This window comes from Alteromonas sp. DYW1 (genome assembly GCF_059752595.1).
In genome coordinates, this window is the sequence record NZ_CM186038.1 from 3,135,669 (window position 1) to 3,156,839 (window position 21,171).

A 21,171-nucleotide genomic window follows, 5' to 3' on the forward strand; every position below is an offset into this window, starting at 1 on the left:
TGAGCCCACTCCAGAGCCGTTGAGAGCGGTATTCTCACCGCTCACTCTGATCTAACAACACTTATCCAAGTTTATCCGTCGCGACCTTATAGCGTGGATCTTCATTAACGTTCATCTCCACGTATTTATTCGCTTTGACTAACAAAGTGCGACATTCAGGACTGATATGACGAATGTGTAACTTCTTGCCATTTTGCTCGTATTTATCGGCCAAGCCATCTAACGCATCAATCCCTGACGAATCCCAAATCCGTGAATCATTAAAGTCGATGACCACATCTTGCGGATCATTTTGCGGATCGAACAAGCCTTTAAAGTAGCTAACCGACCCAAAGAATAATGGACCTTCTAATTCGTACACTTTCCAGCCGTCTTTGTCGGTGTGAGTTCGTGCCACAATGTGAGTTGCATGTTTCCAAGCGAACACCAAGGCCGATACGATGACACCAACCACGACGGCAATCGCCAGATCAGCAATAACGGTGACGGCGGTAACTAAGAACAAAACAAAAGCATCTTCTTTGTTAACGCCGCGAATGATACGGAAAGACGCCCACTCAAACGTACCAATCACCACTACAAACATAACGCCAACCAAGGCTGCCAGTGGGATCATTTCAATCAGTGGCGCGGCAAACAATATAAAGCCCAACAAAACGACAGCTGCGGTAATGCCCGACAAGCGCCCGCGACCACCAGAGTTAATATTGATCATACTTTGGCCGATCATCGCGCAGCCCCCCATACCACCGAAGAATCCGTTGACTGTATTGGCAACGCCTTGACCAACGCATTCACGGTTACCACGGCCACGGGTATCCGTCATCTCATCGATCAGAGTTAGGGTCAGTAACGATTCAATCAAACCAACCAACGCCAGAATAACCGCGGTGGGTAAGATGATATAAAGCGTGTCGAGGGTGAAAGGCACCATGGGTATAGCAAAACTCGGTAACTCACCGGCCAATGTCGCACTTTCTTGTTGTTCAGTAGGCAACATGTCACGCACAAAATCAATCACCGTGCGAGCCTCTAAATCCATGCCGTGCACCAACAAGGTGACCGTTATAATGGCAGCGAGTGACGCTGGTATCGCCGTGGTAAGCTTGGGGAGTATATAGATGATTGCCATGGTAAGTGCAACCAGCCCTAACATGATCCAAAGCATTTCACCCTGCATCCATTGCATATTGCCATCGGTCCCAAGGATTTTGAATTGCCCCATCTGCGCTAAAAAGATCACTATTGCCAAGCCATTCACAAAGCCCAGCATCACGGGGTAAGGCACTAAACGAATAAACTTACCGAGCTTAAAAATCCCGGCACTAATTTGCAAAATGCCGGCTAAGATGACAGCGGCAAACAAGTATTGAATGCCATGTTGCGCGACCAGTGCCACCATGACCACAGCCATGGCCCCCGTTGCTCCTGAAATCATGCCCGGACGCCCACCAATCGCACTGGTGATGAGTCCCATCATAAACGCAGCGTATAAGCCTACCATAGGCTCAACACCGGCGACGAAAGCGAAAGCTACGGCCTCAGGTACCAATGCCAAGGCAACGGTTATTCCCGACAATACATCATTCTTGATATTGCCTTGTTGTTTGGTGATCAGATCAAACATGCTGTTTATCCACCATAAATTGAGTGCTTAAAAATTAGCCGGCGATCCTAACAGGATTACGCCGGGAAATCTTTTAACAGTTTGTTAATGGTACTCGTATAGTTCATTTTACTGATATAGTCAGGTTTGATGAGTTGCATCTAACCACATATGTCTAGCGAACTATTAAGCTTTAGTATTTATGTCATGGGCCCAGTTGTTGTGCTACTTGCCTTAGGCAAGTGGCTGATGCAGCGTGCGTTCATTTCTCCTGAGTTTGTCGCCAGTGGCTCTGGCTTAGTCTTTAATATTGCCTTGCCCGCATTGCTGTTTTTGTCTATCAGCCAAGCAGACTTTCAGCAGGCAGCCAACAGCAAGTTAATTAGCCTTGGCTTGGTCGCGACATTGGGATTTTTTGCGCTATGTTTAGCTATTGTGCAGTGGAAATTTGCTTGTCGCGAAGACCGCGGGGTCATTGTTCAAGGTTGCTTTCGTGCTAATCTGGGCGTAATCGGTTTGGCCTTCGCGGCAAAAACCTTTGAGGCCGATGATTTTGCACAAGCCTCGGTGTACATGGGCGCGTTGATTATTCTCTTCAATACATTGTCAGTATGGGTTTTAAGCACCTATTTACCCACCCGCATTTCTGCCTGGGAAACACTAAAAACACTCAGCCGGAATCCGATCATGCTGGCCATACTTGCCGCACTTTTAGTGAGTTATCTACACATCGAAATGCCTGCATTAGTCACGGCAAGTGTCGGTTATCTGGCCCAGCTAACCCTACCTTTAGCTTTGATTTGTACCGGTGCTTCGATACGCTTTCGGGATATGCGCGGACAAATCCCCGCATTAACGTTCACCGTTGTTAGTAAGTGCATACTTTACCCTGCAATCATTATTTTACTAGGCTTACACTTCAACTTTGATAAAACCGAATTACTCACTGTGCTATTTATGTCGGCAGCACCAACCGCTGCGGTGAGTTTTATCATGGTCAAACAAATGGGTGGTAATGCTGATCTCGCGGCGAATATCGTCGCGCTCACCACGGTGGTGTCGATCCCGACCACCTTGTTAGGCTACCAGTGGGTCCTATTAGCGAGCTAAATACCTAGCGCTTAGAGCCACCTAGGCATTGAGGTGAAGCGGGGACGTCTCCGGTCTTGTCCTGCCATTCCGTCGCAGTGTAGGTATGCAAAGCGAGGGCGTGAATAGGGCCTGAAAGCTCCTCCGCCAACAATTGATTAATCATACGGTGCCGTTGAATTAATCGCTTGCCCTCAAACTCGGCACTGACCACCGTGACTTTAAAGTGACTTTCGCTGCCGGCAGGCACATTGTGCTGATGACTCTCGTTGACTACATCCAAGTAAATGGGCGCCAAATGAGCCTCTAATTTAGCGGTGATCTGCTGTTGTATTTGCATTGTTGATCCATCGATACGTTAAGTTAATACGACCTTGAGTAGGCCGCGCGGTCTTGTTGATGCCGTGCTGCCAATAACGTTGGGTCAAACCTGCCATTATCAAGAGGCTGCCATTAGCTAAGCGTAGCTTGTGCTGCTCACCGCTCTGTTTATGTTTAAAAATCAGCGTTCGCTCTGCGCCCAGACTGACCGATGCTATCGTCGGACTGGGGCCAAGCTCCGGTTCATCATCACTGTGCATGCCCATGCTATGCTGCCCATGCTGATACCAATTGGCTAACACAGAATTAAATCTTGTCGTGCAGGTCTGCTCACACGTTTGCCGGAGCTTGGTTAGGGTTGGTGTCCATGGTAAAGGAGCTAGCTGGATCCCAGAATATTGATAGCTGGCATGCTCATCCCCCACCCAGGCTTGCAAACGCGGAATAAGATGTGTTTTGCCGTACAGCTTGATGGTATCCTGCGACCACGTTATTTCACTCGCTAACGATTGATAACACTTTTCAGCCTGGAGCGCCGATAACCAATGGGGAATGTACGTCACCTTGGCATCCACCAGCGGAAGTGTGAGTTGTTCGTTAGCGCTGGGCGCTTGGTCAAAAAGCGATGATTGCATAGTTCCTTGAGTAATTTACTGTCATGTCAACAACCACGTTAACCTTCGGTGAAAGCAGCCTTGAGCTGTTCCGTTATCCCGCGCACAGCCAACACAAAAGTCTGCAAGCCTGGGACGCGGCAGATGTGTTAATCGTAGAACACCTTCGCAGCTTAGCTCCTGAACAACTACCAACCACTGTGACTGTGTTAAATGATGAATTTGGCGCGTTGGCTTGCTTACTCAAACAGCAGTTTGCAGGCCTTACTATATACAGCCAGAGCGACTCTTGGATCAGTCATCAGGCAACCCAACAAAATCTCGCCCACAATCACCTTAACGGTGAAGTGGCGTTGCTGGATAGCTTGCAGCCTATGCCATCTAGCCCTCTGGTGATTGTAAAAATACCACGTTCACTGGCATTTTTAGAGTACCAATTGGCCCAAATCCAGCAACACTGCGCACCCAACACCAGGGTTATAGCTGGCGCTAAAGTCACAGCTCTCACCCCGAATATCTTTAAATTGTTTGAGCGTTATATTGGCGCGGTAACCACCTCATTAGCTAAGAAAAAGTCGCGCCTGCTATTTAGTCAGTTGGTACTTACAAACACCAAAGTTCCTGCTTTTCCATCGACTTTTACAACAGATAAGAGTGAAACAGGTGTCGCGCTAACACTGGTGAATCATGCCAATGTGTTTTCACGGCAAAGCTTGGACATAGGCGCTCGGGTAATGCTGCAGCATTTACCCGATGCTGAACAATGCGCGCATGCCAAGATCCTCGATTTGGGCTGCGGTAATGGCGTCCTTGGGATTGCCATGCTGGCGCGAGCGCCACAGGCCTCTATGACCTTTGTCGATGAGTCTTATATGGCCTTAGCATCAGCCCAAGCGGGGGTAGCCAAGAATCTACCTGCACAAAAAGCGCAATGTCGCTATATTGCCAGTAACAGTCTAGATGCACTGGATAAGGCGTTGCTCAACACCTTTAATCTGGTGTTATGTAATCCGCCTTTTCATCAGCAAAACGTGGTAACCGAACATATCGCACGGCAAATGTTTAAGGATGCTTATCGTTTTCTCGCGCGCGGCGGTGAGTTGCGCATTGTTGCCAACCGTCATTTGCCGTATGGTCAGCAGCTCAAACGACTGTTCGGCGGGTTCCGCGTACTTGCAAGTGAACGAAAATTCGTTATCTTGAGCGCTATCAAACGCTAAGGAGACAGCATGCGGTATTCGTTTATTATCACTTTATTTGTCATATTCATCGGGGTTGTTCACGCGCCTGCAGTTTTAGCTGAGCGCGTTGAAGACGGTTCTCACATCCAAAAACGCAATTATTATCCGCGCGTTGAATTTAACACAAGTATGGGCGACTTCATTGTTGAGTTAAATCGTCGGCGCGCGCCGATCACGGTAAACAACTTTTTGCGTTATGCAGACAAGGGATTGTTTAACAATACTATTTTCCACCGAATCGTGGTGAATTTTGTAGTTCAAGGCGGTGGTTACGATGTGGAATTTAATGAGAAACCACAATATGACCCGATTTTCAATGAATCAGGTAATGGTCTAAAGAATGAAAAATACACCATTGCAATGGCGCGTCAAAACGACCCGCACAGTGCTATGCGCCAGTTTTTCTTTAACATGAACGATAACGAAAGCCTCGACCCGGGCAGAAATTGGGGTTATACCGTGTTTGGCACTGTGGTATCTGGCTATGAGGTTTTGGATGCCATGGAGCTTGTGGATACCGGCATTGATGAAATGACGGGATTCCCTAACGTGCCATTAGAGCCTATTGTCATCAACAAGGTCACGATTTTGCCCGCGGAATAGTCAAAAAGTCGATGACATTGACGTCTATCTCGCAGGTTTTGATAAATGGACTGGAGCATAACCATGCTAAAACGACTCGTTATTGCACTATGTGTGTTTTCAACACTGACCTATGCTGATGTGCAACATGTGGATACCCATGGGTTTATTGTGGCAAATGCCATGGTGAGCGAACATCCCCCAGAGCAAGTATGGCAAACGCTGGTTCAGGATGTTGATGCGTGGTGGCCGAAAGATCATTCGTGGTGGGAAGGTACCTTTTCCATCGAGGCGCGCGCCGGCGGATGTTTTTGCGAGACTCACTCCGATAAGAGCGCCGAGCATATGCGCATTGTGTTTGTTGAACCCAACAAAACCCTGCGCATGTCAGGCGGTCTTGGTCCATTACAAGGCATGGGCATGAATGGGGCTTTAGACTGGGTATTAACGCCCACGGAAAATGGCACTGAAGTGACCCTCACCTACCGAGTGCATGGCATTAACAGTGGCGGGTTTGCAGAATTAGCGCCTATCGTTGCGCATGTACAAGGGATTCAGCTCAACGCACTTAAGGACTTCTTAAATAAATAAGCGCGTTGACCTTGTGGCGCGATATCAGCTTCACGCGCAAAACCGAGCCGCTCAAGTAATGATTGTGACGCTTGATTTTCAGGCGCAGTGAAAGCCAAAATAGTTGTCAGTCCCTGAGCCCGAGCCCGACGCAGAACAGATAAGCTGGCTGCATGCGCGAGCCCCAAACCACGGGACTCTGGCAACAAAGCAAAGCCGAGATCCGGAGCTGGCAAAAAGTCGCGCTGCAGAAGCCCACAAAGTCCCAACAATGATGTCTGATTGGCTAAGCTGATACCATATAAACCAAGGCCTTCCTGTTCATACACCGGTTGAATACGTGTTGCAATGAATGCTTTGGCGGATGTCACATCGCGCACCCCTCGATCACCAATATATTGCAGCCAAGCAGGATCAGTGACCAAGCGCAAAATAAATTCAGCATCCTTTAGGGTGAGCGGGCGTAACTGCACAGAATTACTCGCCATAGGCAATCTCAATGTCTGCCTGCGCCAAAAGTTCGCTGATCACTCGCTGTTGGGCTGCAGGCACCTGTGCCCGACGCGGGTATTGAGGTTTGTCGCGGTCATCGACTATATGTTGCCAGCCAGTGGTCGTTTGGATAAATGTTGTCGCAGCAGCACGCCCTTCCTGCGCCGTCGCGAAGTGGGTCAGGCATCCTGCCAAGCAGGTATCGATGTAGCTTAGATAGATCGGATAGTCGGGCGCTGCCGGCAAACATTGGAGTGACTCACATATCCACAACGAAACGCCTGGGCGCATCGCGTTAATAAACAAACCATCGACGTCGTCTTCTAATAATGTTAAACGACGGGGGTCCACCGCAGTAAACCGGTAATCGCGTTCGCGACTGCGCAATTTGGGATTGAGCGTAATGGGCGTGCACAACGCGTTTAGTTTTGCGTCAGCGTCGACGATTGCCCCTACATAGGTTTGTTGTTCGTGAAACGCCCGCGTGATCCATTGCCGCGCAAATCCTGCAACCTCAACAGCAAGCGCTTCGTGTCCATGGTCACTATGAGTTAGACGGCTATCGGCACTGAGCAAAGAACCATAGCCGAGCAGGAAGTGCTCGGCTTGGTGCCAATCGGGATGTTCGTGTAAATCAGTAATAAACCCACCTTCGGACTAGTTTAGAAATACGTACGCACGCCAATCTGGAAGTTACGCCCTGGCAAAGGCGCTTCGTCTTTTAAGAATGACGTATGCACTCGCGCCTCCTCATCAGTGATATTCTCTGCACGCGCAAAGAACTGCCACTCCATGTTATTACTCAACAAAGTATAATTAATCCCTGCGTTTAGCAAAGTGTAGCCGGCAGTGACAGTTTCAAAGCGCGCGGTATTGTCTTGATCATCATACCAAACCACCTCGATATCGGCATTGAGGTCTTGCCATTGATAATCCAGTGATGCCCCTAAGCGTAACGGTGGAATACGCGGTAAATCATCAGAATCCAACTTCGCGCGGATATAATCACCAAAAGCACTTAGACGAACCTGTTCGCTGATATCAAAGTGGCCTTCAAACTCAAACCCGTAGAGTTTTGCATCCGCCTGATTGAAAACTAGAATTGGATAGCCATCTTCGTCATGCTCATCCCCATGCTCGTCAATATGGTCTGCGTCGTGCTCATCCATGTGTTCGTCTTCGTCATGCTCATCATGCTCGTCAGCAAACGTTAATCCAGTATCCGCTTGGTAAATGTAGTCGCTCACATCACTGTAAAATATTGATGCTGAGAAGCCCCAATCTTCATGGAATTGACGCCACGTTACATCAATATTATGACTGACTTCTTCGCGAGCTTGCCGCAGCTCAGTGCCTAGATCACCATCTTCATGAAAATCGAACACTAGGCCAAGTTCATAGGTACGAGAAGCCAAATGTAAGCCGCCAGAAAACAACTCTTGTTGGCTAGGCGCACGTTCTGAGCGACTGACCGAAAGGGCTAATGCACTACTTTCAGTGTAGTGCCAGTTCATCCCTGCCGAGGCTGAGAAACTGGTATAGTCGTAAGTATTGAAACTGAATAGCTGACCGTGATCATCGTGATGCTCATCACCATGGTCGTCGTCATGATCGTGATCTGAGTGGTCTACATCAGCAATAGCAAGGTCAATTTCGACGTCATTGGCTTGGTATTCAGTGCGCTCTATGCGTGCACCAAGCTGGAAAGTGAAATCCTCGACCCGTTTTTCTTCGATCACAAACAGTGAAAATGCATCCGTTTCAACCGGCGGAGTATAAGCTTCTTCACCCTCTGCAACATAATCACTGTTGGCATATTGCAAACCGAACACGCCATGCCAACCACCGACATCCTCATGGCGAATATCAATGCGCCCTTCCAAGGTATCGTTGGCAAATTGAGTGCCGATTTCGTCGCCTTCAATTTCAGCATGCTGATATTCGCTGTAGGCCCCCATAAACTCTACCGAGGTGATCCCTTTGATTGGCGAGTACCACTTACCCACCCATTGATAGCGATCGAGCGTTGCATCAATATTGACACTTTCTTCATCGCCATGCTCGTCGTCATGGTCATCATGCCCTTCTTCGTCGCCATGTTCATCTTCGTGGCCATGCGCATGAGCGTGCCCTGGGACGCCATAAAAATTATTCATTTGTTGGTAAGAAAAGCCCACAAAGCCCGCATCGCCAATATAAGAAATACCCGCAACGACGTTGTCAGTATCCACTGCTGAGCCTTCAACAATGCCTGCCATTGCATCTTCTTCAGGATCCAAAGAGGCAAATCCAGGTACTTCAATATCATCCGTTTCTCGACTAAAGGCATCTAAATGGAACGCCCAGTTACCCGCACCAGTGGTTAAGTCAATCTTGCCAAACTTTTCCTCGTTGACGGTGGCGTAGCGAACTTCTGCTTCACCTTCAATGCCTACAGGCACGTAGTTGGGGATCCGATTATCCACAACATTCACCACCCCGCCGATAGCGCCACTGCCATACTGTAAAGTGGCTGGACCACGTAAAACCTCTACTTGAGTCGCAGAGCTGGCATCGGAGGCTACTGCGTGGTCAGGGCCAATGCGTGAAACATCAGAAACATCTAAACCATTTTGCACAATTTTAACGCGCGGGCCATCGTTGCCGCGGATCACTGGGCTTGCAGCAACTCCCGCATAATAAGTGCTATGCACCCCTGGGGTGAATTTCAAGGTTTCACCTAATGTCGCAGCCTGGCGTTTGCGTAAGGTTTTTTCACCTAACACCGTGACCGGAGTGATGGATTCTAATACAGAAGTTTCCAGCAAGTTCGCAGTCACCAAGACGTTCTCGAATACCACTGGCTTTAGGGTAAAATCGACGGTGGTGTCGGCATCAATGTAGCCCAAATCATTGTCGCCGTGCACGTGGTTCGGGGAATATACATGCAGATGTAAATGCGAACTCGACTCACGTTCAGTCAGATCAACACGGTACTTTCCGTTTGCATCAGTGAACACAACTCGACTGGTACCTTCAATTTTCACGGTTGCCCCCTCAACAGGCTTACCTTTTACATCTAAAATGGTACCTTGAACTACGGTTGCTAGAGCACTGGTTGAAACCGTCGCCCCCATGGCAGATGCGGTGAAAATCGCGAGTGTGGTCTTACTAAAGCGCATGAGTTCCTCTTTGGATGTTATAATGTATCATTTGTGATGTGATACTATAACAATTCCATCAAAATGCAACTGTTCAATCATCGAAGAAAACGATTATTGTCGAAGAAATTAGTGGTTTTATCGCTTATTCGGGTTGCTGGATCTAACCGCTACGCCCGGCTGGCGGGAAACGCGATGACTTCATCGATATGCTTAGCATCCAATGCCAGCATCAACAATCGATCAAGTCCTAGTGCCACTCCAGCACAATCAGGCAATCCTGCCGCAATGGCCGCTAACAAGTGTTCATCGAGGGGCATTTCGGGTTGTCCAACCAATGTGCGTTGATGATTATCCAGCTCGAAGCGTTGGCGCTGCTCATTTGCATCACTCAATTCGTAAAACCCATTGGCCAATTCTACACCGTGATAATACACTTCAAAGCGGTCAGCGATGCGTGGGTCAACTGAATTTACTCGCGCTAAAGCAGATTGTGACGCAGGAAAGCCTACCACCATCGCGGGCGCTTGTTGACCAAGATTTGGTTCCACGCAATGACTAAATACCAAATGTAAAAGGTCATCATAGCTCAGGGTATCAGCACCATTTGCAAGAATACCTTGCTGATTGACCCAAGCACGCAATACATCGATATCACGTGCCAACGGATCAATCCCGACGTTGTCAATGAAAGTCTGTTGATACGTAACGGTAGTTGCGGGTTCACAACCTAACACGGCCTGCAATAGCTCAGATACTTCGTGCATCAACTGGAAGTGATTAAAGTTCACTCGATACCATTCCAGCATGGTAAATTCAGGATTGTGCCAGCGCCCGCTTTCTTCTTGACGAAAGGTTTTACAGATCTGGTAAATACTGCCGCTGCCTGCCGCCAATAAGCGCTTCATCGCAAACTCTGGTGAGGTATGCAAAAATCCGCGTTGACAAGCAATAGACTGAATATGTGGGTCGGTGTTGGCAAATTGGCTGAGAATGGGTGTTTCAACTTCCAATACGCCACGCTCAGCAAAAAAAGAACGGATCGCGGCATAAAGTTTCGCGCGTTGATGCAATGCATCAATAGTGGTCGTGGGCCGCCACTGCGAAATTGAAGATTTAGTCATGCCAGCAAATTAGGTTAGAGAAAGTCGCGCCCGGATATGAACAACCGAGCGCCAGTAGACTATTTTTGCGCGCGCGACGCGTATTCACCGCTACGCGTGTCAACTTTAATAACTTCGCCGGTTTGCACAAATAAAGGTACACGTACAACAGCACCTGTACTTAAGGTTGCTGGCTTACCACCGGTTCCTGCGGTGTCGCCTTTTAGACCGGGATCAGTTTCAACAATTTCAAGCTCAACAAAGTTAGGTGGTGTAACTGAAATTGGGCTGCCATTCCACAACGTGATTGTACAAACGTCGTTTTCAACCAACCATTTAACGTTCTCACCAACTGCCTTCGCATCAGCAGCGATCTGCTCAAAAGTTTCATTATTCATGAAATGGTAGAATTCACCATCAGTGTAAAGATAGGCGAGTTCAGTATCCAATACATCTGCGCCTTCAACAGATTCACCTGAGCGGAAGGTTTTCTCCAATACTTTGCCAGAAATCAATTTGCGGATCCTGACGCGATTAAAAGCCTGGCCTTTACCGGGCTTTACATATTCGTTTTCAAGAATGTTACAAGGTTCGCCGTCGAGCATAATTTTTAAGCCCGCTTTGAATTCGTTAGTGCTAAAATTCGCCATGATGTTTTTAACCGTTAGTAATGGGCAATAGAATTGGCGCAGATAATACCTAAAAAACTGGTTTCTGTAGAGTCTAACTGGCAAAAAGAATTAGCTTTTGCATTTACCGATCCGGAAAAACTGCTGCGCTACCTGGATCTAGACCCACAGCGCTATCAAGCGGATATCGCTGCACGGCGTTTATTCCCGATGCGAGTCCCGCGCCATTTTGCCGCGTTGATGCGCGCTGGCGATCCCTCAGACCCTTTGTTACTACAGGTATTACCGCTGCAACAAGAGTTTCAGGTAAAGCCTGACTATAGTCATGACCCATTGCATGAACAGGCCAATACGACGCCGGGTTTGTTGCATAAATACCGCTCACGTGTCTTGCTAATCGTGCGCGGAGGCTGTGCGGTTAACTGTCGGTATTGCTTCCGACGCCACTTTCCCTATGGCGATAACTCACCGAGTCGTGCTGATTGGCAAATGATCATAGCTAAAATCGCGGCCGATCCGGCAATTAATGAAGTTATCTTATCCGGAGGCGATCCACTAATGGCTAAAGATCACCACTTAGCGGATTTAGCCCAGCAGATCAGCGCCATTCCACACATTAAGCGCTTGCGCATTCATACCCGCTTGCCCGTGGTGCTGCCGGAACGCATCGATGATCGTTTTCTTGAGTGGTTTAGCACTTTGCCAATGCAACGTCTGCTGGTGCTGCATATTAATCACCCCAACGAAGTTTCAGCGCAGTTGCAGCAGCGCCTCGAACCGCTTGCCGAAGCTGGCGTAACCCTGCTTAATCAAGCGGTGCTACTTAAAGGTATCAATGATTCAGCAGAAACTCTGGCGGCATTGAGTGAGCAAGTCTTTGCTGCACGCATTCTGCCTTATTATTTGCATATGATGGACAAAGTACAGGGCGCAGCTCATTTTGATGTTGATGCAACAGTAGCAAAGCGCATCATGCACGAACTCAGCGCACGTTTACCCGGCTTTTTAGTACCCAAGTTAGTGCGTGAAATTGGTGGTGAAACCTCAAAAAGTCTCATTGATCTTGGCATGGCCGACGCATAAGCAGGCATAAAAAAACTGGCCATTCGGCCAGTTTTTGGGCGATATCCCCGACTTAGGCAAACGTATCAACGTTGCGCCCGATCGCCGGATTTGCGGATGTCGCGGTTGGTACGTCAGCGGCTGATTCCAGCAGCTGAAGCGACGCCTGACCTTCTTGCTCTTGTTGGCTTTTAGCCAACTTAAGCGACGCAAGCTCTAGCGAAGCACCGGACGTTCCAGAGGTTTGTGCACCTTGTAGATCCATACCAATTTCCTGTTTGCTTGTAGCAGTAGTTAAAAGTAGGCACAATTGCCCACTTCTAACGGTATCGACCGAAATAGTTATAACTTTAGGTTTTTTTTATGCAATCGCTTCATCAACAATTAAATGACAACCTGCAACTTATCTATCGCAAAGCCGTAGACGCGGATGCAGCGATTGATAGCTTGCAACAACAAGGCAAGGGCAAATTTACCCATATATTTGCTGCAGATGCAGGCTTTGAAACACAAGCTAAGCGTTTTACGCCCTATGTGCTGGAACTGACCAAACGCGTTGAGGCATTAAAGACTGTGGATGAATCCGACTTGGGTCGTTCGTTACCCACAGTGGTAAAGCAAATGGAACTGATGTTTAGCACATTGGCAGAATTTAAAGCCACTCTGAAAGGAGAATAAGCTGGGGCTGGGGTAACTGAGCAATGAAGTCGTCGGCAGTATTAAAGTTGGATTAGCCAGTCAACAAACTGTCTTGTTTCTTGCAGATTATTGAAGTCAACGAGTTTTAAACGCTCGGAATCAGTAAACGCCACTTGGTGTTTGTTTACCGAGATCGCGTAAACGGGTGGGCGGGCCTCAACTGCGGCACTATTTTGAGTATGTAGCATAATGTTTTTCTTATTTGTTTCCGTGAGCAATAACGTAGTTCAGCAAATTGACCTTGCGGTAAGATAGTGTTGCGCGCAACGTTACGCGAAAAGAGATTATGGATAGTTAGATTAGAAAAGGGTCTGCGCTGCAAATTACGATTGAGCAAGACCCTCGGATTAACGCTTAGAGAGCAACTACATTAGTCGCCTGCGGTCCTTTTTGACCTTGTTCGACTGAAAACTGTACTTGCTGACCTTCGGCCAAAGTTTTGTAGCCTTCTGATGCAATTGAACGGAAATGAACAAACACATCCTTGCTGCCATCAGCAGGACTCAAAAAACCAAATCCTTTATCTTCGTTAAACCATTTGACCACACCAGTGATTGAATTAGACATATTAAAAACCTTTTATTAATTTGAAAATCCGATGAAATTCATCGTGTTAGTGTTAGGTAATACAAAGACATTAGCCAATAGTGCAAATGGAGACACACGTTCGACTTGAAATTAATAAAAGTAGAAAGAGAGACAAAGTGCAGTAATAGATAAGGAAATAATTCCTAACGCCAGCGCACCTTACGCGATACTTAGCTGAATGTATAGCTATTTCTAATTATATTCTGCGAAAAAGCACTAGCCCAACGATAGAATAACAGTGATTTTGGCCGCTGATTGGCCTAAAAGATACATTCACAGCGTATAACCATAAAACCATTTAACGTTAAAAAGCATGCTTGCAATACGCCGTTTTCGCTCAAGCTCCTCCTTCTGGGTCGGCGCTTTATTCAGCTCGTTCGTCGTGTTGGGTATCGGATTGGTTATGTATGTTGTGATCAAGACGCACGACACAACACTGGTGGCCGAATCCAAACTCGCGGTAGAAACCGAACTGAAGCGAATGTCGCAACTGGTAGCCAGTCGCGATAACACGTTTACTTTTTCTGACTTAACCAGTGTATTTAACCAAACTGAGCCTCGCTTTTATTATGCGTTACGCGATGCCCAAATGAACATAACATCTGCAACATTCCCTGCAAACTCACTATCGCTAGACAGCGCTGCATATTCAACGGGGCAAGTTATTACCGATAGAAATGCGGCATGGGTCAGCGGCTCGTTGCAACTCCCCTCGGGTGAAACCCTAATTGTTGGTCGCACTATTTCGCCGCTGCTGGAGATACAATATGCTAGTCGGTTGTTCGCTACTTTCTTAATCATTATATTTATTTTGATTGCGTTGATTAGTTTGTTGGTAGCGTACTATGTTGTCAGCCGTATCAATGCGATAGCCGCGACAGCAGATAAGATCATTGATACCGGCAACCTATCTGAGCGTCTACCTATCGATAGTTCTTGGGATGACTTGAGTAGGCTATCAATCGCACTAAACCGCATGCTCGCAGAGTTAGAAAAACAAGTACACGCAATAAAAACCGTATCAGATAATATTGCGCATGATCTGCGTACCCCGCTGACCCGTATGCGCGCTCAAATTGAGCGGGTAGAAGAGCCACTAGTCCGCGAACAACTGATGCATGATGCAGACGTATTGCTCGGTATGTTCAATGGCTTACTGCGCATCGCAGAAGTAGAATACACCAAGGTAAAAAGCGCGTTTGCGCGACAAAACCTTACCACCATTGTTGCCGATGTGATTGAACTCTACGGTCCACTACTGGAAGAAAAAAACCAGCAAGTGGTCATTGAATTGGCAGAGCTGGAGGCTATTTTCGATCGCGACTTAATCTTTCAGGCGATTGCCAATGTGCTGGATAATGCCTATAAGTTTGCGCCCGATGGTGGCACAGTGGCCATCCGTTTATTTAGTGATGGCACTAGTTGCTGTGTGCAAATATGTGATTCTGGCCCCGGCATTCCAACTGACCAATATGAGAAAATCACCCAACGCTTCTACCGGATGGAGAAGAGTCGGACGACAGCTGGCTTCGGACTGGGTATGGCGTTAGTACAAGCGATATTGAATATCCACAATGGTGCACTCACCTTTCAGGTTTCCGAACAATACGGCGGCTTATGCTGCACATTGAGTTGGCCTGCGCAAACTTAATCTTGTAGCTCAGCAAGCGCTTGAAAAATCGGTAACTTCGCAATGCGCTCACTAATCAAGTCAACTTGCTGTTGATAGGCCAAACTTTCAACACTGGTATATTGCTGTGTGAACGCAGGTTTATCCAAGCCTTCCGGTAAATCGCCAATGGCTGGGAAAAAGTCACTTTCGCTGATCCCATTCGCAACCAACTGCTGAAAGGCTTCAGCGCGCAGGGGATCAATTGCGGCGGCGGCGAATTCAACACCGGCCATGTCCGCAGCCAAATCAACGAAACTGTAACCGCTGCCACCTAGGACTCGATCCATCAATTCCTTAAACTCGCCGATCGCATGTGTAATACCCTGCTCAGACAAAAGCTTGATCCCTGCAGAAAGAATAAAATGCTGAGTAAGATCCTGCCGTTGCGCCAGTAATATCGGATGGGGAGGGCGTACCGCTTTATCCGGATCGACCTGCACTTGGCCAACCAGATTACCAAATCGGTGATGCCCAGCAAAAACGGCTAGTGCCAACAATGCGGCTTCATTCTCTTGTGCTGCAGAACGTTGTGGCGCATGCAAAGTGTGGCCAATAACAGCCTGAATATAGGGCGCAAGTGAGGGCGTAAGGTCGTGATAGATCGTTTGATTATTCACCGAGTAGCGCGCTAGGAAACGCAAGTAATAGGCGGTGCGCTCGCTTAACCATTCATCCTGATCAACATTTAAACCATTTTGCAGATTGGTAAGTTCACGTAACAAGCCAGCAAGTGGCGCCAGTTCAACGACGACAGAATCAGCCGTCATCTCGATGCGTCTGATTTGTTGAACGGCATAGGTTGCAATATCGCTCCCCGTCCAATAGTCAACCACACTGGTCACCAAACCTATCGCCCAGTCACCCGGCATGGTCAGACTGCCTACGCTTGCTTGTTGCAGTTGTAAACCAACCCCCGGTAGTACGCGCAACTGAAGATTAGCGAAGCGCTGCCATCCGAGCAGCGAAAAGCGCACACTCAAGCGTAACTCTGTGTGCGCCTCAGTGACGTGCACAGCACCCACAATCTGTGGCTTCGCACGTTCAATAAAGGCCATTAAACTGTCAGCTTGAGCTTGGGATATGGGGATTGTATGTGCACGGCTACGCTCACTCACACTCAGCTGTAATTGCTGCAGCAAAGCGCTCACGGATTCAGCTTCATCCAGGCCCTGCAGGCCTGATTCTGCAACGAGCGGTTTACTGTCAGTCAGCAAAAATAGCGTTGTTCCCGCTAGGCACAGAAGAATACAAAGTGTGCCTAAGAGCGTATAAAACCATTTGCGCATAAGGGTGATTAAATAACTTCAGCCAAGTTACCTTTTGATTCTAACCATTGCCGACGGTCGGGCGAACGTTTCTTGGCTAACAGCATGTCCATTAACTCCATCATGCCAGCATCGTCATCAATGGTTAGCTGCACCAGTCGGCGCGTATTGGGATCCATGGTTGTTTCACGTAATTGTATCGGGTTCATTTCACCCAGACCTTTAAAACGCTGAACATTCACTTTGCCACGTTTGTTTTCAGCCTCAATGCGATCTAACACCCCTTGCTTTTCACCCTCATCAAGGGCGTAGTACACATCTTTACCCACGTCGATACGGAATAATGGCGGCATGGCAACATAGACATGTCCCTCGTCAACCAACTTACGGAAGTGCTGAACAAACAAGGCGCACAGAAGAGTGGCAATATGCAATCCATCGGAGTCAGCATCTGCCAGGATACAGACCTTGCCGTAACGTAACCCCGTTAAATCGTCGCTGTCAGGGTCAATTCCCAGGGCCACCGAAATGTCATGAATTTCTTGCGATGCAAGTACTTGTGAGGAATCCACTTCCCAACTATTAAGGATTTTTCCGCGCAACGGCATGATGGCTTGGAATTCACGATCGCGGGCTTGTTTGGCTGAGCCCCCTGCTGAATCACCCTCCACTAAAAACAACTCGGAGCGGGTAATATCTTGTGAGGAACAGTCGGTTAATTTGCCGGGTAGTGCTGGCCCTTGGGTCACTTTCTTGCGCGCGACTTTCTTGGTTTGGCGCAAGCGTCGCTGGGCATTACTGATACACATTTCTGCCAGTAACTCAGCTATGCTGGTGTGTTGATTCAACCATAAGCTGAAGGCGTCTTTTACTACGCCGGAAACAAAAGCAGCGGCTTGGCGTGACGACAAGCGTTCTTTAGTTTGCCCTGCAAACTGCGGATCCTGCATTTTGGTTGACAGAATATAGCTACACCGGTCCCATATATCTTCAGGTGTCAACTTAACGCCGCGCGGCATTAAATTGCGAAACTCACAGAACTCTCGCATCGATTCCAATAGCCCCTGACGTAACCCATTTACATGGGTTCCGCCCTGTGCCGTGGGGATCAAGTTAACGTAACTCTCAGTAACCATATCGCCACCTTCCGGTAGCCACATGACCGCCCAATCGGCTTGTTCGGTATTACCCGCAAAAGTACCCACGAATGGCGCATCTTCGGGTAAGGTCACAGTGTCAGATAGCGCATCCATCAAATAATCTTGTAAGCCATCTTCGTAATACCATTCAAGTGACTCGCCATTGATTTTATCATCGAAGCGGATTTTTAATCCCGGACACAGTACCGCTTTGGCACGCAGCACGTGTTTTAATTTTGAGACTGAAAATTTAGCACTATCGAAATATTGTGGGTCCGGCCAGAAATGCACGCGCGTGCCGGTATTGCGACGCCCACAGCTATCAATCACAGCTAAATCTTCGATCTTATCGCCATTCGCAAAGGCTATTTGATACACCTGGCTATCCCGTCGAATGGTGACTTCAACGCGCGTGGATAGGGCATTAACAACCGATATACCGACACCGTGCAAACCGCCTGAAAAGGCATAATTTTTGTTGGAAAACTTACCGCCCGCATGTAATTTCGTCATGATCAGCTCAACCCCAGAGATCCCTTCTTCTGGGTGAATATCAACGGGCATACCACGACCATCATCTATGACTTCCAACGAGTGATCCGGATGTAAGATCACCTTGATACTTGTGGCAAATCCAGCCAGCGCTTCGTCAACGCTGTTGTCAATAACCTCTTGGCTGAGGTGGTTGGGACGCGTTGTATCGGTATACATCCCAGGGCGACGTTTGACCGGTTCAAGGCCATTTAAGACCTCGATGGCATCGGCATTATATTGATTTGACATAGTGCAAGTAGTCTCGGCGCTAAATGTTATTAATAGGCATCTTCATCGCCCGCGTTGCGGAGCGATTGAGGCGCGCGGTTAAGCAAGCTTGATGGTATCAAGTGCCCTTGCTTTGGGCAATTCCCTAATCAGTTTTGTCAGCGAGTAAAAACTCACAGATTGCCGGTAAATGTGCAGCATAGTTCACAAAGCTGTGATCACCGCCAGGTTCAATAACCAAATCAGCGCCAACGTAGCGCTTCTGTGCGAGACGATAATCCAGTGTCTCATCGCCAGTCTGCAACAGCACTTTGTATGCCACCGGACTCGCTATCGAAAGCGGTTCCATTTGCCGCAGTTGTTCAGTATGCGCTTGAGTTACTGTAAAAGCCTCACCGGTGTAGGGATTTACATGTTCGCCTAAGTAATCCAGCATTAAATTATACGGCGCTACCGCCGGATTAATTAAAACCGCTTTACCGCCGAACTGTTCAATGAGCCAGTTAGATAAAAATCCCCCCATTGAACTGCCAATCAAACGCAATGTCTCGCCAGAGGCCAGCAATGGACGCACGATCTGCAGCAACAGTCCAGGCACCTGATCAATGGTATTTGGGATCTGCGGTATGATCAATTTGACGCTAGGATAATGTTGTTCGACATAGCGCCGCGTTTCCAGCGCTTTTTGTGAATCGGGAGAGCTTAAAAATCCATGTAAATAAACTAATGTTGTCACTGCAGAACCTTAATCAAGAAACCTTAGGCTATTTAACCACTGACGCCGACAAAAAGTGAAGCGAATGCTTATATTGACCATTGTCATAAAGGTCGATTACACGCATACCGGGTGGCTCATCAGCGACACTAAACTCGACCGTGTTACCCCATTGCCAGCAGGTACTAGGACAGGCTAACACTGCAACATGCCCCAGGTTAATCTCGCGGGCAGTGTGTACATGACCATGTAATATCAGTTTTAAGTTAGGTTGTTCCAGCAGCGGTGCCAATACCGCAGGATTCAGCAATGCATGCTTATCCATCCAGACATTCGCGTTTTGGATCGGATGATGGAGTGCGACGATATGTTTTTGTGCTGGCGCTTGCTGTAAGCGCATAACTAGCTGTTCTACGTCAGATCCAGCAATCTCGCCCCGCGTGCCAATAAACCGCGTTGGCAGAAGGTGTAAGCGCCACATCTGCTGGTGAACTGCACACTCAGTCAACAAATGCGTTGCCGCAAACGTCTGTTGCCAGAGACTGATATCATCATGGTTGCCGGCTAAGCTAAACAACGGTATCGAAGCACAATGACGCCGCCATAAGGATAAAAAATGTTGATAACTTGCCGCACTCTCATCACCGGAAATATCGCCGCTCAACAAGACATAATCTGGCTTTAGGCTGCACGCTTGGGTCAGTACTTGGCGTAACGTCTGATACGGCTTTATCCCGTGGTAACCCACTTTTTCGGGATCAGCAAATAAATGACAGTCACTAATTTGGATAAGTCGACAGGTATCAGACACTGGTGGATGACGCACTGTTATGTTGTAAACAGAACACCAGCCACTCAGCCAAAAAACAATTCACCATGTGTTTCTCATTTTTCTGGTGCATACGCGTATTCGGATACGGATAGGATGCTGCCAACGCACTGACGCGTTGTGCTTGCACCACTTCGGCAACTTGTGCGTCATGATACAGTCGAACCTGCATGCTAGGTTGCATGTACTCTGGCAGCTGGCTGTTGTGCTGACTGATTTCAAGCGTGCTGGTATAGGGTGCGGAGTCGATGATGTGGATGCTATAAAACAACCCCTTCCCGGCGGTAAAGCGATACTCTAACGAGTGGGTATCGACGTCTGGCAGCAAACGCATCAGACGCGCATAGTTCGCCTCCCCTAAAGCCAGAATAGAGGGTAAATGAGGAACATATTTACGTTTATTCACCTGCACTTTGTTGCCACTGCTCCAACAATTCAGTTTTGTTTAACAAAAACCATTGTAACGCAATAATCGCGGCTGCGTTGTCGATGCGCCCACTTTTGAGCCAAGCTATCGCTTCCTGCTCAGGCACTCGGTGGACTAATATATCCTCAGATTCATGATCCAGACCGTGCACCCCTTGCGCTTGTGTTGCATCAACTTGCGCCATATAAATATCCAGGCGTTCTGTCGTACCGCCGGGGCTAGCGAGATAACTCAAAGCTTTAGTTAGATGAATGAGACTGATCCCGGCTTCTTCCATCGCCTCGCGGTGACAAACCGACTCCGGCGTTTCGCCAGCATCAATGATCCCGGCAATTACCTCAATCAACCAGGGCGCATCGCTGGTTTCCAATGCACCGATACGGACTTGTTCAATTAATACGAACTCTTCGTGCACTGGATCGTAGGGTAAAACCGCAACGGCGTGCCCCCGCTCAAATATCTCGCGCGTAACCGTCTCACTCCAGCCACCATTATACAAACGATGTTGGAACTGATACTGAACCATCTTAAAGTAACCATTGTACAAAGGGCTCAAAGTTAAGTTTCGAATATCCTTTGCGGTAAATTGTTGAACTTTCGCCATAAACTCATTTATTGGTTGATTA

The 21,171-nt window shown here is 47.9% G+C and carries 24 protein-coding genes; 7 read left to right on the top strand and 17 right to left on the bottom strand.

Features of this window, described 5'->3' with window-relative positions; translation table 11 throughout:
* Nucleotides 1-61: 61 nt before the first annotated feature.
* The gene (locus AC121Z_RS14140; RefSeq protein WP_498124729.1) at nt 62-1,627 is read right to left on the bottom strand and encodes a SulP family inorganic anion transporter; all 1,566 of its coding nucleotides are present in this window, start codon (nt 1,625-1,627) and stop codon (nt 62-64) included.
* Between the two features lie 150 nt (nt 1,628-1,777).
* On the opposite strand from AC121Z_RS14140, the gene AC121Z_RS14145 reads away from it, so the two are divergent.
* Nucleotides 1,778-2,716: an AEC family transporter gene (locus AC121Z_RS14145; RefSeq protein ID WP_498124731.1), complete on the top strand. Its 939-nt coding sequence runs from the start codon at nt 1,778-1,780 to the stop codon at nt 2,714-2,716.
* A 4-nt stretch (nt 2,717-2,720) separates the two neighbouring features.
* Here the strand turns inward: AC121Z_RS14145 and bolA are convergent, their stop codons facing one another.
* A complete protein-coding gene (gene bolA, locus AC121Z_RS14150) occupies nt 2,721-3,035 on the bottom strand; it encodes a transcriptional regulator BolA (RefSeq protein WP_498124733.1) in 315 nt (104 codons plus the stop codon).
* On the bottom strand, nt 3,007-3,651 hold the full coding sequence (locus tag AC121Z_RS14155) for an alpha-ketoglutarate-dependent dioxygenase AlkB family protein (protein WP_498124735.1): 645 nt from the start codon (nt 3,649-3,651) through the stop codon (nt 3,007-3,009). The genes bolA and AC121Z_RS14155 overlap by 29 nt, the downstream gene beginning before the upstream one ends.
* 23 nt (nt 3,652-3,674) lie before the next feature.
* Here AC121Z_RS14155 and AC121Z_RS14160 point away from each other — a divergent pair, with 23 nt between their 5' ends.
* The 3 genes from AC121Z_RS14160 (at nt 3,675) to AC121Z_RS14170 (ending at nt 6,044) form a co-directional block, all read left to right on the top strand.
* Nucleotides 3,675-4,850, top strand: a complete 1,176-nt coding sequence (locus AC121Z_RS14160; RefSeq protein WP_498124736.1) for a methyltransferase — start codon at nt 3,675-3,677, stop codon at nt 4,848-4,850.
* Between the two features lie 9 nt (nt 4,851-4,859).
* Nucleotides 4,860-5,474 (top strand): peptidylprolyl isomerase, encoded by a 615-nt coding sequence (locus tag AC121Z_RS14165; RefSeq protein WP_498124737.1) that lies wholly within the window; start codon nt 4,860-4,862, stop codon nt 5,472-5,474.
* 63 nt (nt 5,475-5,537) lie between these two features.
* The gene (locus tag AC121Z_RS14170; protein ID WP_498124739.1) at nt 5,538-6,044 is read left to right on the top strand and encodes an SRPBCC family protein; all 507 of its coding nucleotides are present in this window, start codon (nt 5,538-5,540) and stop codon (nt 6,042-6,044) included.
* Here the strand turns inward: AC121Z_RS14170 and AC121Z_RS14175 are convergent.
* The 5 genes from AC121Z_RS14175 to efp form a co-directional block, all read right to left on the bottom strand.
* Entirely contained in the window at nt 6,008-6,511 is a 504-nt protein-coding gene (locus tag AC121Z_RS14175) for a GNAT family N-acetyltransferase (RefSeq protein WP_498124740.1), read from the bottom strand. The genes AC121Z_RS14170 and AC121Z_RS14175 overlap by 37 nt on opposite strands.
* Nucleotides 6,501-7,091 (bottom strand): gamma-glutamylcyclotransferase, encoded by a 591-nt coding sequence (locus AC121Z_RS14180; RefSeq protein WP_498124741.1) that lies wholly within the window; start codon nt 7,089-7,091, stop codon nt 6,501-6,503. The genes AC121Z_RS14175 and AC121Z_RS14180 overlap by 11 nt, the downstream gene beginning before the upstream one ends.
* 86 nt (nt 7,092-7,177) lie before the next feature.
* On the bottom strand, nt 7,178-9,676 hold the full coding sequence (locus AC121Z_RS14185; protein ID WP_498124742.1) for a TonB-dependent receptor: 2,499 nt from the start codon (nt 9,674-9,676) through the stop codon (nt 7,178-7,180).
* Between the two features lie 149 nt (nt 9,677-9,825).
* On the bottom strand, nt 9,826-10,779 hold the full coding sequence (epmA, locus tag AC121Z_RS14190) for an elongation factor P--(R)-beta-lysine ligase (RefSeq protein WP_498124744.1): 954 nt from the start codon (nt 10,777-10,779) through the stop codon (nt 9,826-9,828).
* 59 nt (nt 10,780-10,838) lie between these two features.
* Complete coding sequence (gene efp, locus AC121Z_RS14195) at nt 10,839-11,408, bottom strand: elongation factor P (protein ID WP_498124745.1); 570 nt, start codon at nt 11,406-11,408, stop codon at nt 10,839-10,841.
* Between the two features lie 33 nt (nt 11,409-11,441).
* On the opposite strand from efp, the gene epmB reads away from it, so the two are divergent.
* Nucleotides 11,442-12,470 (top strand): EF-P beta-lysylation protein EpmB, encoded by a 1,029-nt coding sequence (gene epmB / locus AC121Z_RS14200; protein ID WP_498124746.1) that lies wholly within the window; start codon nt 11,442-11,444, stop codon nt 12,468-12,470.
* A gap of 52 nt (nt 12,471-12,522) precedes the next feature.
* Here epmB and AC121Z_RS14205 read toward each other — a convergent pair whose 3' ends face one another.
* Entirely contained in the window at nt 12,523-12,714 is a 192-nt protein-coding gene (locus AC121Z_RS14205) for a hypothetical protein (protein WP_498124747.1), read from the bottom strand.
* A 98-nt stretch (nt 12,715-12,812) separates the two neighbouring features.
* On the opposite strand from AC121Z_RS14205, the gene AC121Z_RS14210 reads away from it, so the two are divergent.
* A complete protein-coding gene (locus tag AC121Z_RS14210) occupies nt 12,813-13,127 on the top strand; it encodes a hypothetical protein (protein ID WP_498124749.1) in 315 nt (104 codons plus the stop codon).
* A gap of 41 nt (nt 13,128-13,168) precedes the next feature.
* Here AC121Z_RS14210 and AC121Z_RS14215 read toward each other — a convergent pair whose 3' ends face one another.
* Both AC121Z_RS14215 and cspE read right to left on the bottom strand, forming a co-directional pair.
* The gene (locus AC121Z_RS14215) at nt 13,169-13,336 is read right to left on the bottom strand and encodes a hypothetical protein (RefSeq protein ID WP_498124751.1); all 168 of its coding nucleotides are present in this window, start codon (nt 13,334-13,336) and stop codon (nt 13,169-13,171) included.
* A 166-nt stretch (nt 13,337-13,502) separates the two neighbouring features.
* Nucleotides 13,503-13,715 carry a transcription antiterminator/RNA stability regulator CspE gene (gene cspE, locus AC121Z_RS14220; RefSeq protein ID WP_498124753.1) on the bottom strand — a complete coding sequence of 71 codons (213 nt, stop codon included), beginning with the start codon at nt 13,713-13,715 and terminating at the stop codon, nt 13,503-13,505.
* A 334-nt stretch (nt 13,716-14,049) separates the two neighbouring features.
* On the opposite strand from cspE, the gene AC121Z_RS14225 reads away from it, so the two are divergent.
* Nucleotides 14,050-15,387 (top strand): HAMP domain-containing sensor histidine kinase, encoded by a 1,338-nt coding sequence (locus AC121Z_RS14225; protein ID WP_498124755.1) that lies wholly within the window; start codon nt 14,050-14,052, stop codon nt 15,385-15,387.
* Here the strand turns inward: AC121Z_RS14225 and AC121Z_RS14230 are convergent.
* From AC121Z_RS14230 to nudF, 6 genes are all read right to left on the bottom strand, one after another.
* Complete coding sequence (locus AC121Z_RS14230; protein ID WP_498124757.1) at nt 15,384-16,694, bottom strand: YfiM family lipoprotein; 1,311 nt, start codon at nt 16,692-16,694, stop codon at nt 15,384-15,386. The two genes, AC121Z_RS14225 and AC121Z_RS14230, sit on opposite strands and share 4 nt — an antisense overlap.
* Nucleotides 16,695-16,702: 8 nt before the next feature.
* The gene (parE, locus tag AC121Z_RS14235) at nt 16,703-18,595 is read right to left on the bottom strand and encodes a DNA topoisomerase IV subunit B (RefSeq protein ID WP_498124759.1); all 1,893 of its coding nucleotides are present in this window, start codon (nt 18,593-18,595) and stop codon (nt 16,703-16,705) included.
* A 124-nt stretch (nt 18,596-18,719) separates the two neighbouring features.
* A complete protein-coding gene (locus AC121Z_RS14240) occupies nt 18,720-19,310 on the bottom strand; it encodes a YqiA/YcfP family alpha/beta fold hydrolase (RefSeq protein WP_498124761.1) in 591 nt (196 codons plus the stop codon).
* Nucleotides 19,311-19,338: 28 nt separating this feature from the next.
* Nucleotides 19,339-20,115, bottom strand: a complete 777-nt coding sequence (locus AC121Z_RS14245; RefSeq protein WP_498124763.1) for a metallophosphoesterase family protein — start codon at nt 20,113-20,115, stop codon at nt 19,339-19,341.
* On the bottom strand, nt 20,093-20,524 hold the full coding sequence (locus AC121Z_RS14250) for a DUF1249 domain-containing protein (protein WP_498124765.1): 432 nt from the start codon (nt 20,522-20,524) through the stop codon (nt 20,093-20,095). Before AC121Z_RS14250 ends, AC121Z_RS14245 begins: the two co-directional genes overlap by 23 nt.
* Nucleotides 20,517-21,149 carry an ADP-ribose diphosphatase gene (gene nudF / locus AC121Z_RS14255; RefSeq protein WP_498124767.1) on the bottom strand — a complete coding sequence of 211 codons (633 nt, stop codon included), beginning with the start codon at nt 21,147-21,149 and terminating at the stop codon, nt 20,517-20,519. Before nudF ends, AC121Z_RS14250 begins: the two co-directional genes overlap by 8 nt.
* Between the last annotated feature and the right edge of the window lie 22 nt (nt 21,150-21,171).

Excerpts from the sequence above, each read along its gene's own strand:
- AC121Z_RS14155 (WP_498124735.1), bottom strand. The coding sequence starts at position 3,651 with ATGCAATCATCGCTTTTTGACCAAGCGCCCAGCGCTAACGAACAACTC.
- cspE (WP_498124753.1), bottom strand. The coding sequence starts at position 13,715 with ATGTCTAATTCAATCACTGGTGTGGTCAAATGGTTTAACGAAGATAAA.
- AC121Z_RS14175 (WP_498124740.1), bottom strand. The coding sequence starts at position 6,511 with ATGGCGAGTAATTCTGTGCAGTTACGCCCGCTCACCCTAAAGGATGCT.
- AC121Z_RS14210 (WP_498124749.1), top strand. The coding sequence starts at position 12,813 with ATGCAATCGCTTCATCAACAATTAAATGACAACCTGCAACTTATCTAT.
- parE (WP_498124759.1), bottom strand. The coding sequence starts at position 18,595 with ATGTCAAATCAATATAATGCCGATGCCATCGAGGTCTTAAATGGCCTT.
- AC121Z_RS14140 (WP_498124729.1), bottom strand. The coding sequence starts at position 1,627 with ATGTTTGATCTGATCACCAAACAACAAGGCAATATCAAGAATGATGTA.
- epmA (WP_498124744.1), bottom strand. The coding sequence starts at position 10,779 with ATGACTAAATCTTCAATTTCGCAGTGGCGGCCCACGACCACTATTGAT.
- efp (WP_498124745.1), bottom strand. The coding sequence starts at position 11,408 with ATGGCGAATTTTAGCACTAACGAATTCAAAGCGGGCTTAAAAATTATG.
- AC121Z_RS14225 (WP_498124755.1), top strand. The coding sequence starts at position 14,050 with ATGCTTGCAATACGCCGTTTTCGCTCAAGCTCCTCCTTCTGGGTCGGC.
- nudF (WP_498124767.1), bottom strand. The coding sequence starts at position 21,149 with ATGGCGAAAGTTCAACAATTTACCGCAAAGGATATTCGAAACTTAACT.
- AC121Z_RS14145 (WP_498124731.1), top strand. The coding sequence starts at position 1,778 with ATGTCTAGCGAACTATTAAGCTTTAGTATTTATGTCATGGGCCCAGTT.
- AC121Z_RS14205 (WP_498124747.1), bottom strand. The coding sequence starts at position 12,714 with ATGGATCTACAAGGTGCACAAACCTCTGGAACGTCCGGTGCTTCGCTA.
- AC121Z_RS14215 (WP_498124751.1), bottom strand. The coding sequence starts at position 13,336 with ATGCTACATACTCAAAATAGTGCCGCAGTTGAGGCCCGCCCACCCGTT.
- AC121Z_RS14230 (WP_498124757.1), bottom strand. The coding sequence starts at position 16,694 with ATGCGCAAATGGTTTTATACGCTCTTAGGCACACTTTGTATTCTTCTG.
- AC121Z_RS14165 (WP_498124737.1), top strand. The coding sequence starts at position 4,860 with ATGCGGTATTCGTTTATTATCACTTTATTTGTCATATTCATCGGGGTT.
- bolA (WP_498124733.1), bottom strand. The coding sequence starts at position 3,035 with ATGCAAATACAACAGCAGATCACCGCTAAATTAGAGGCTCATTTGGCG.
- AC121Z_RS14185 (WP_498124742.1), bottom strand. The coding sequence starts at position 9,676 with ATGCGCTTTAGTAAGACCACACTCGCGATTTTCACCGCATCTGCCATG.
- AC121Z_RS14160 (WP_498124736.1), top strand. The coding sequence starts at position 3,675 with ATGTCAACAACCACGTTAACCTTCGGTGAAAGCAGCCTTGAGCTGTTC.
- AC121Z_RS14170 (WP_498124739.1), top strand. The coding sequence starts at position 5,538 with ATGCTAAAACGACTCGTTATTGCACTATGTGTGTTTTCAACACTGACC.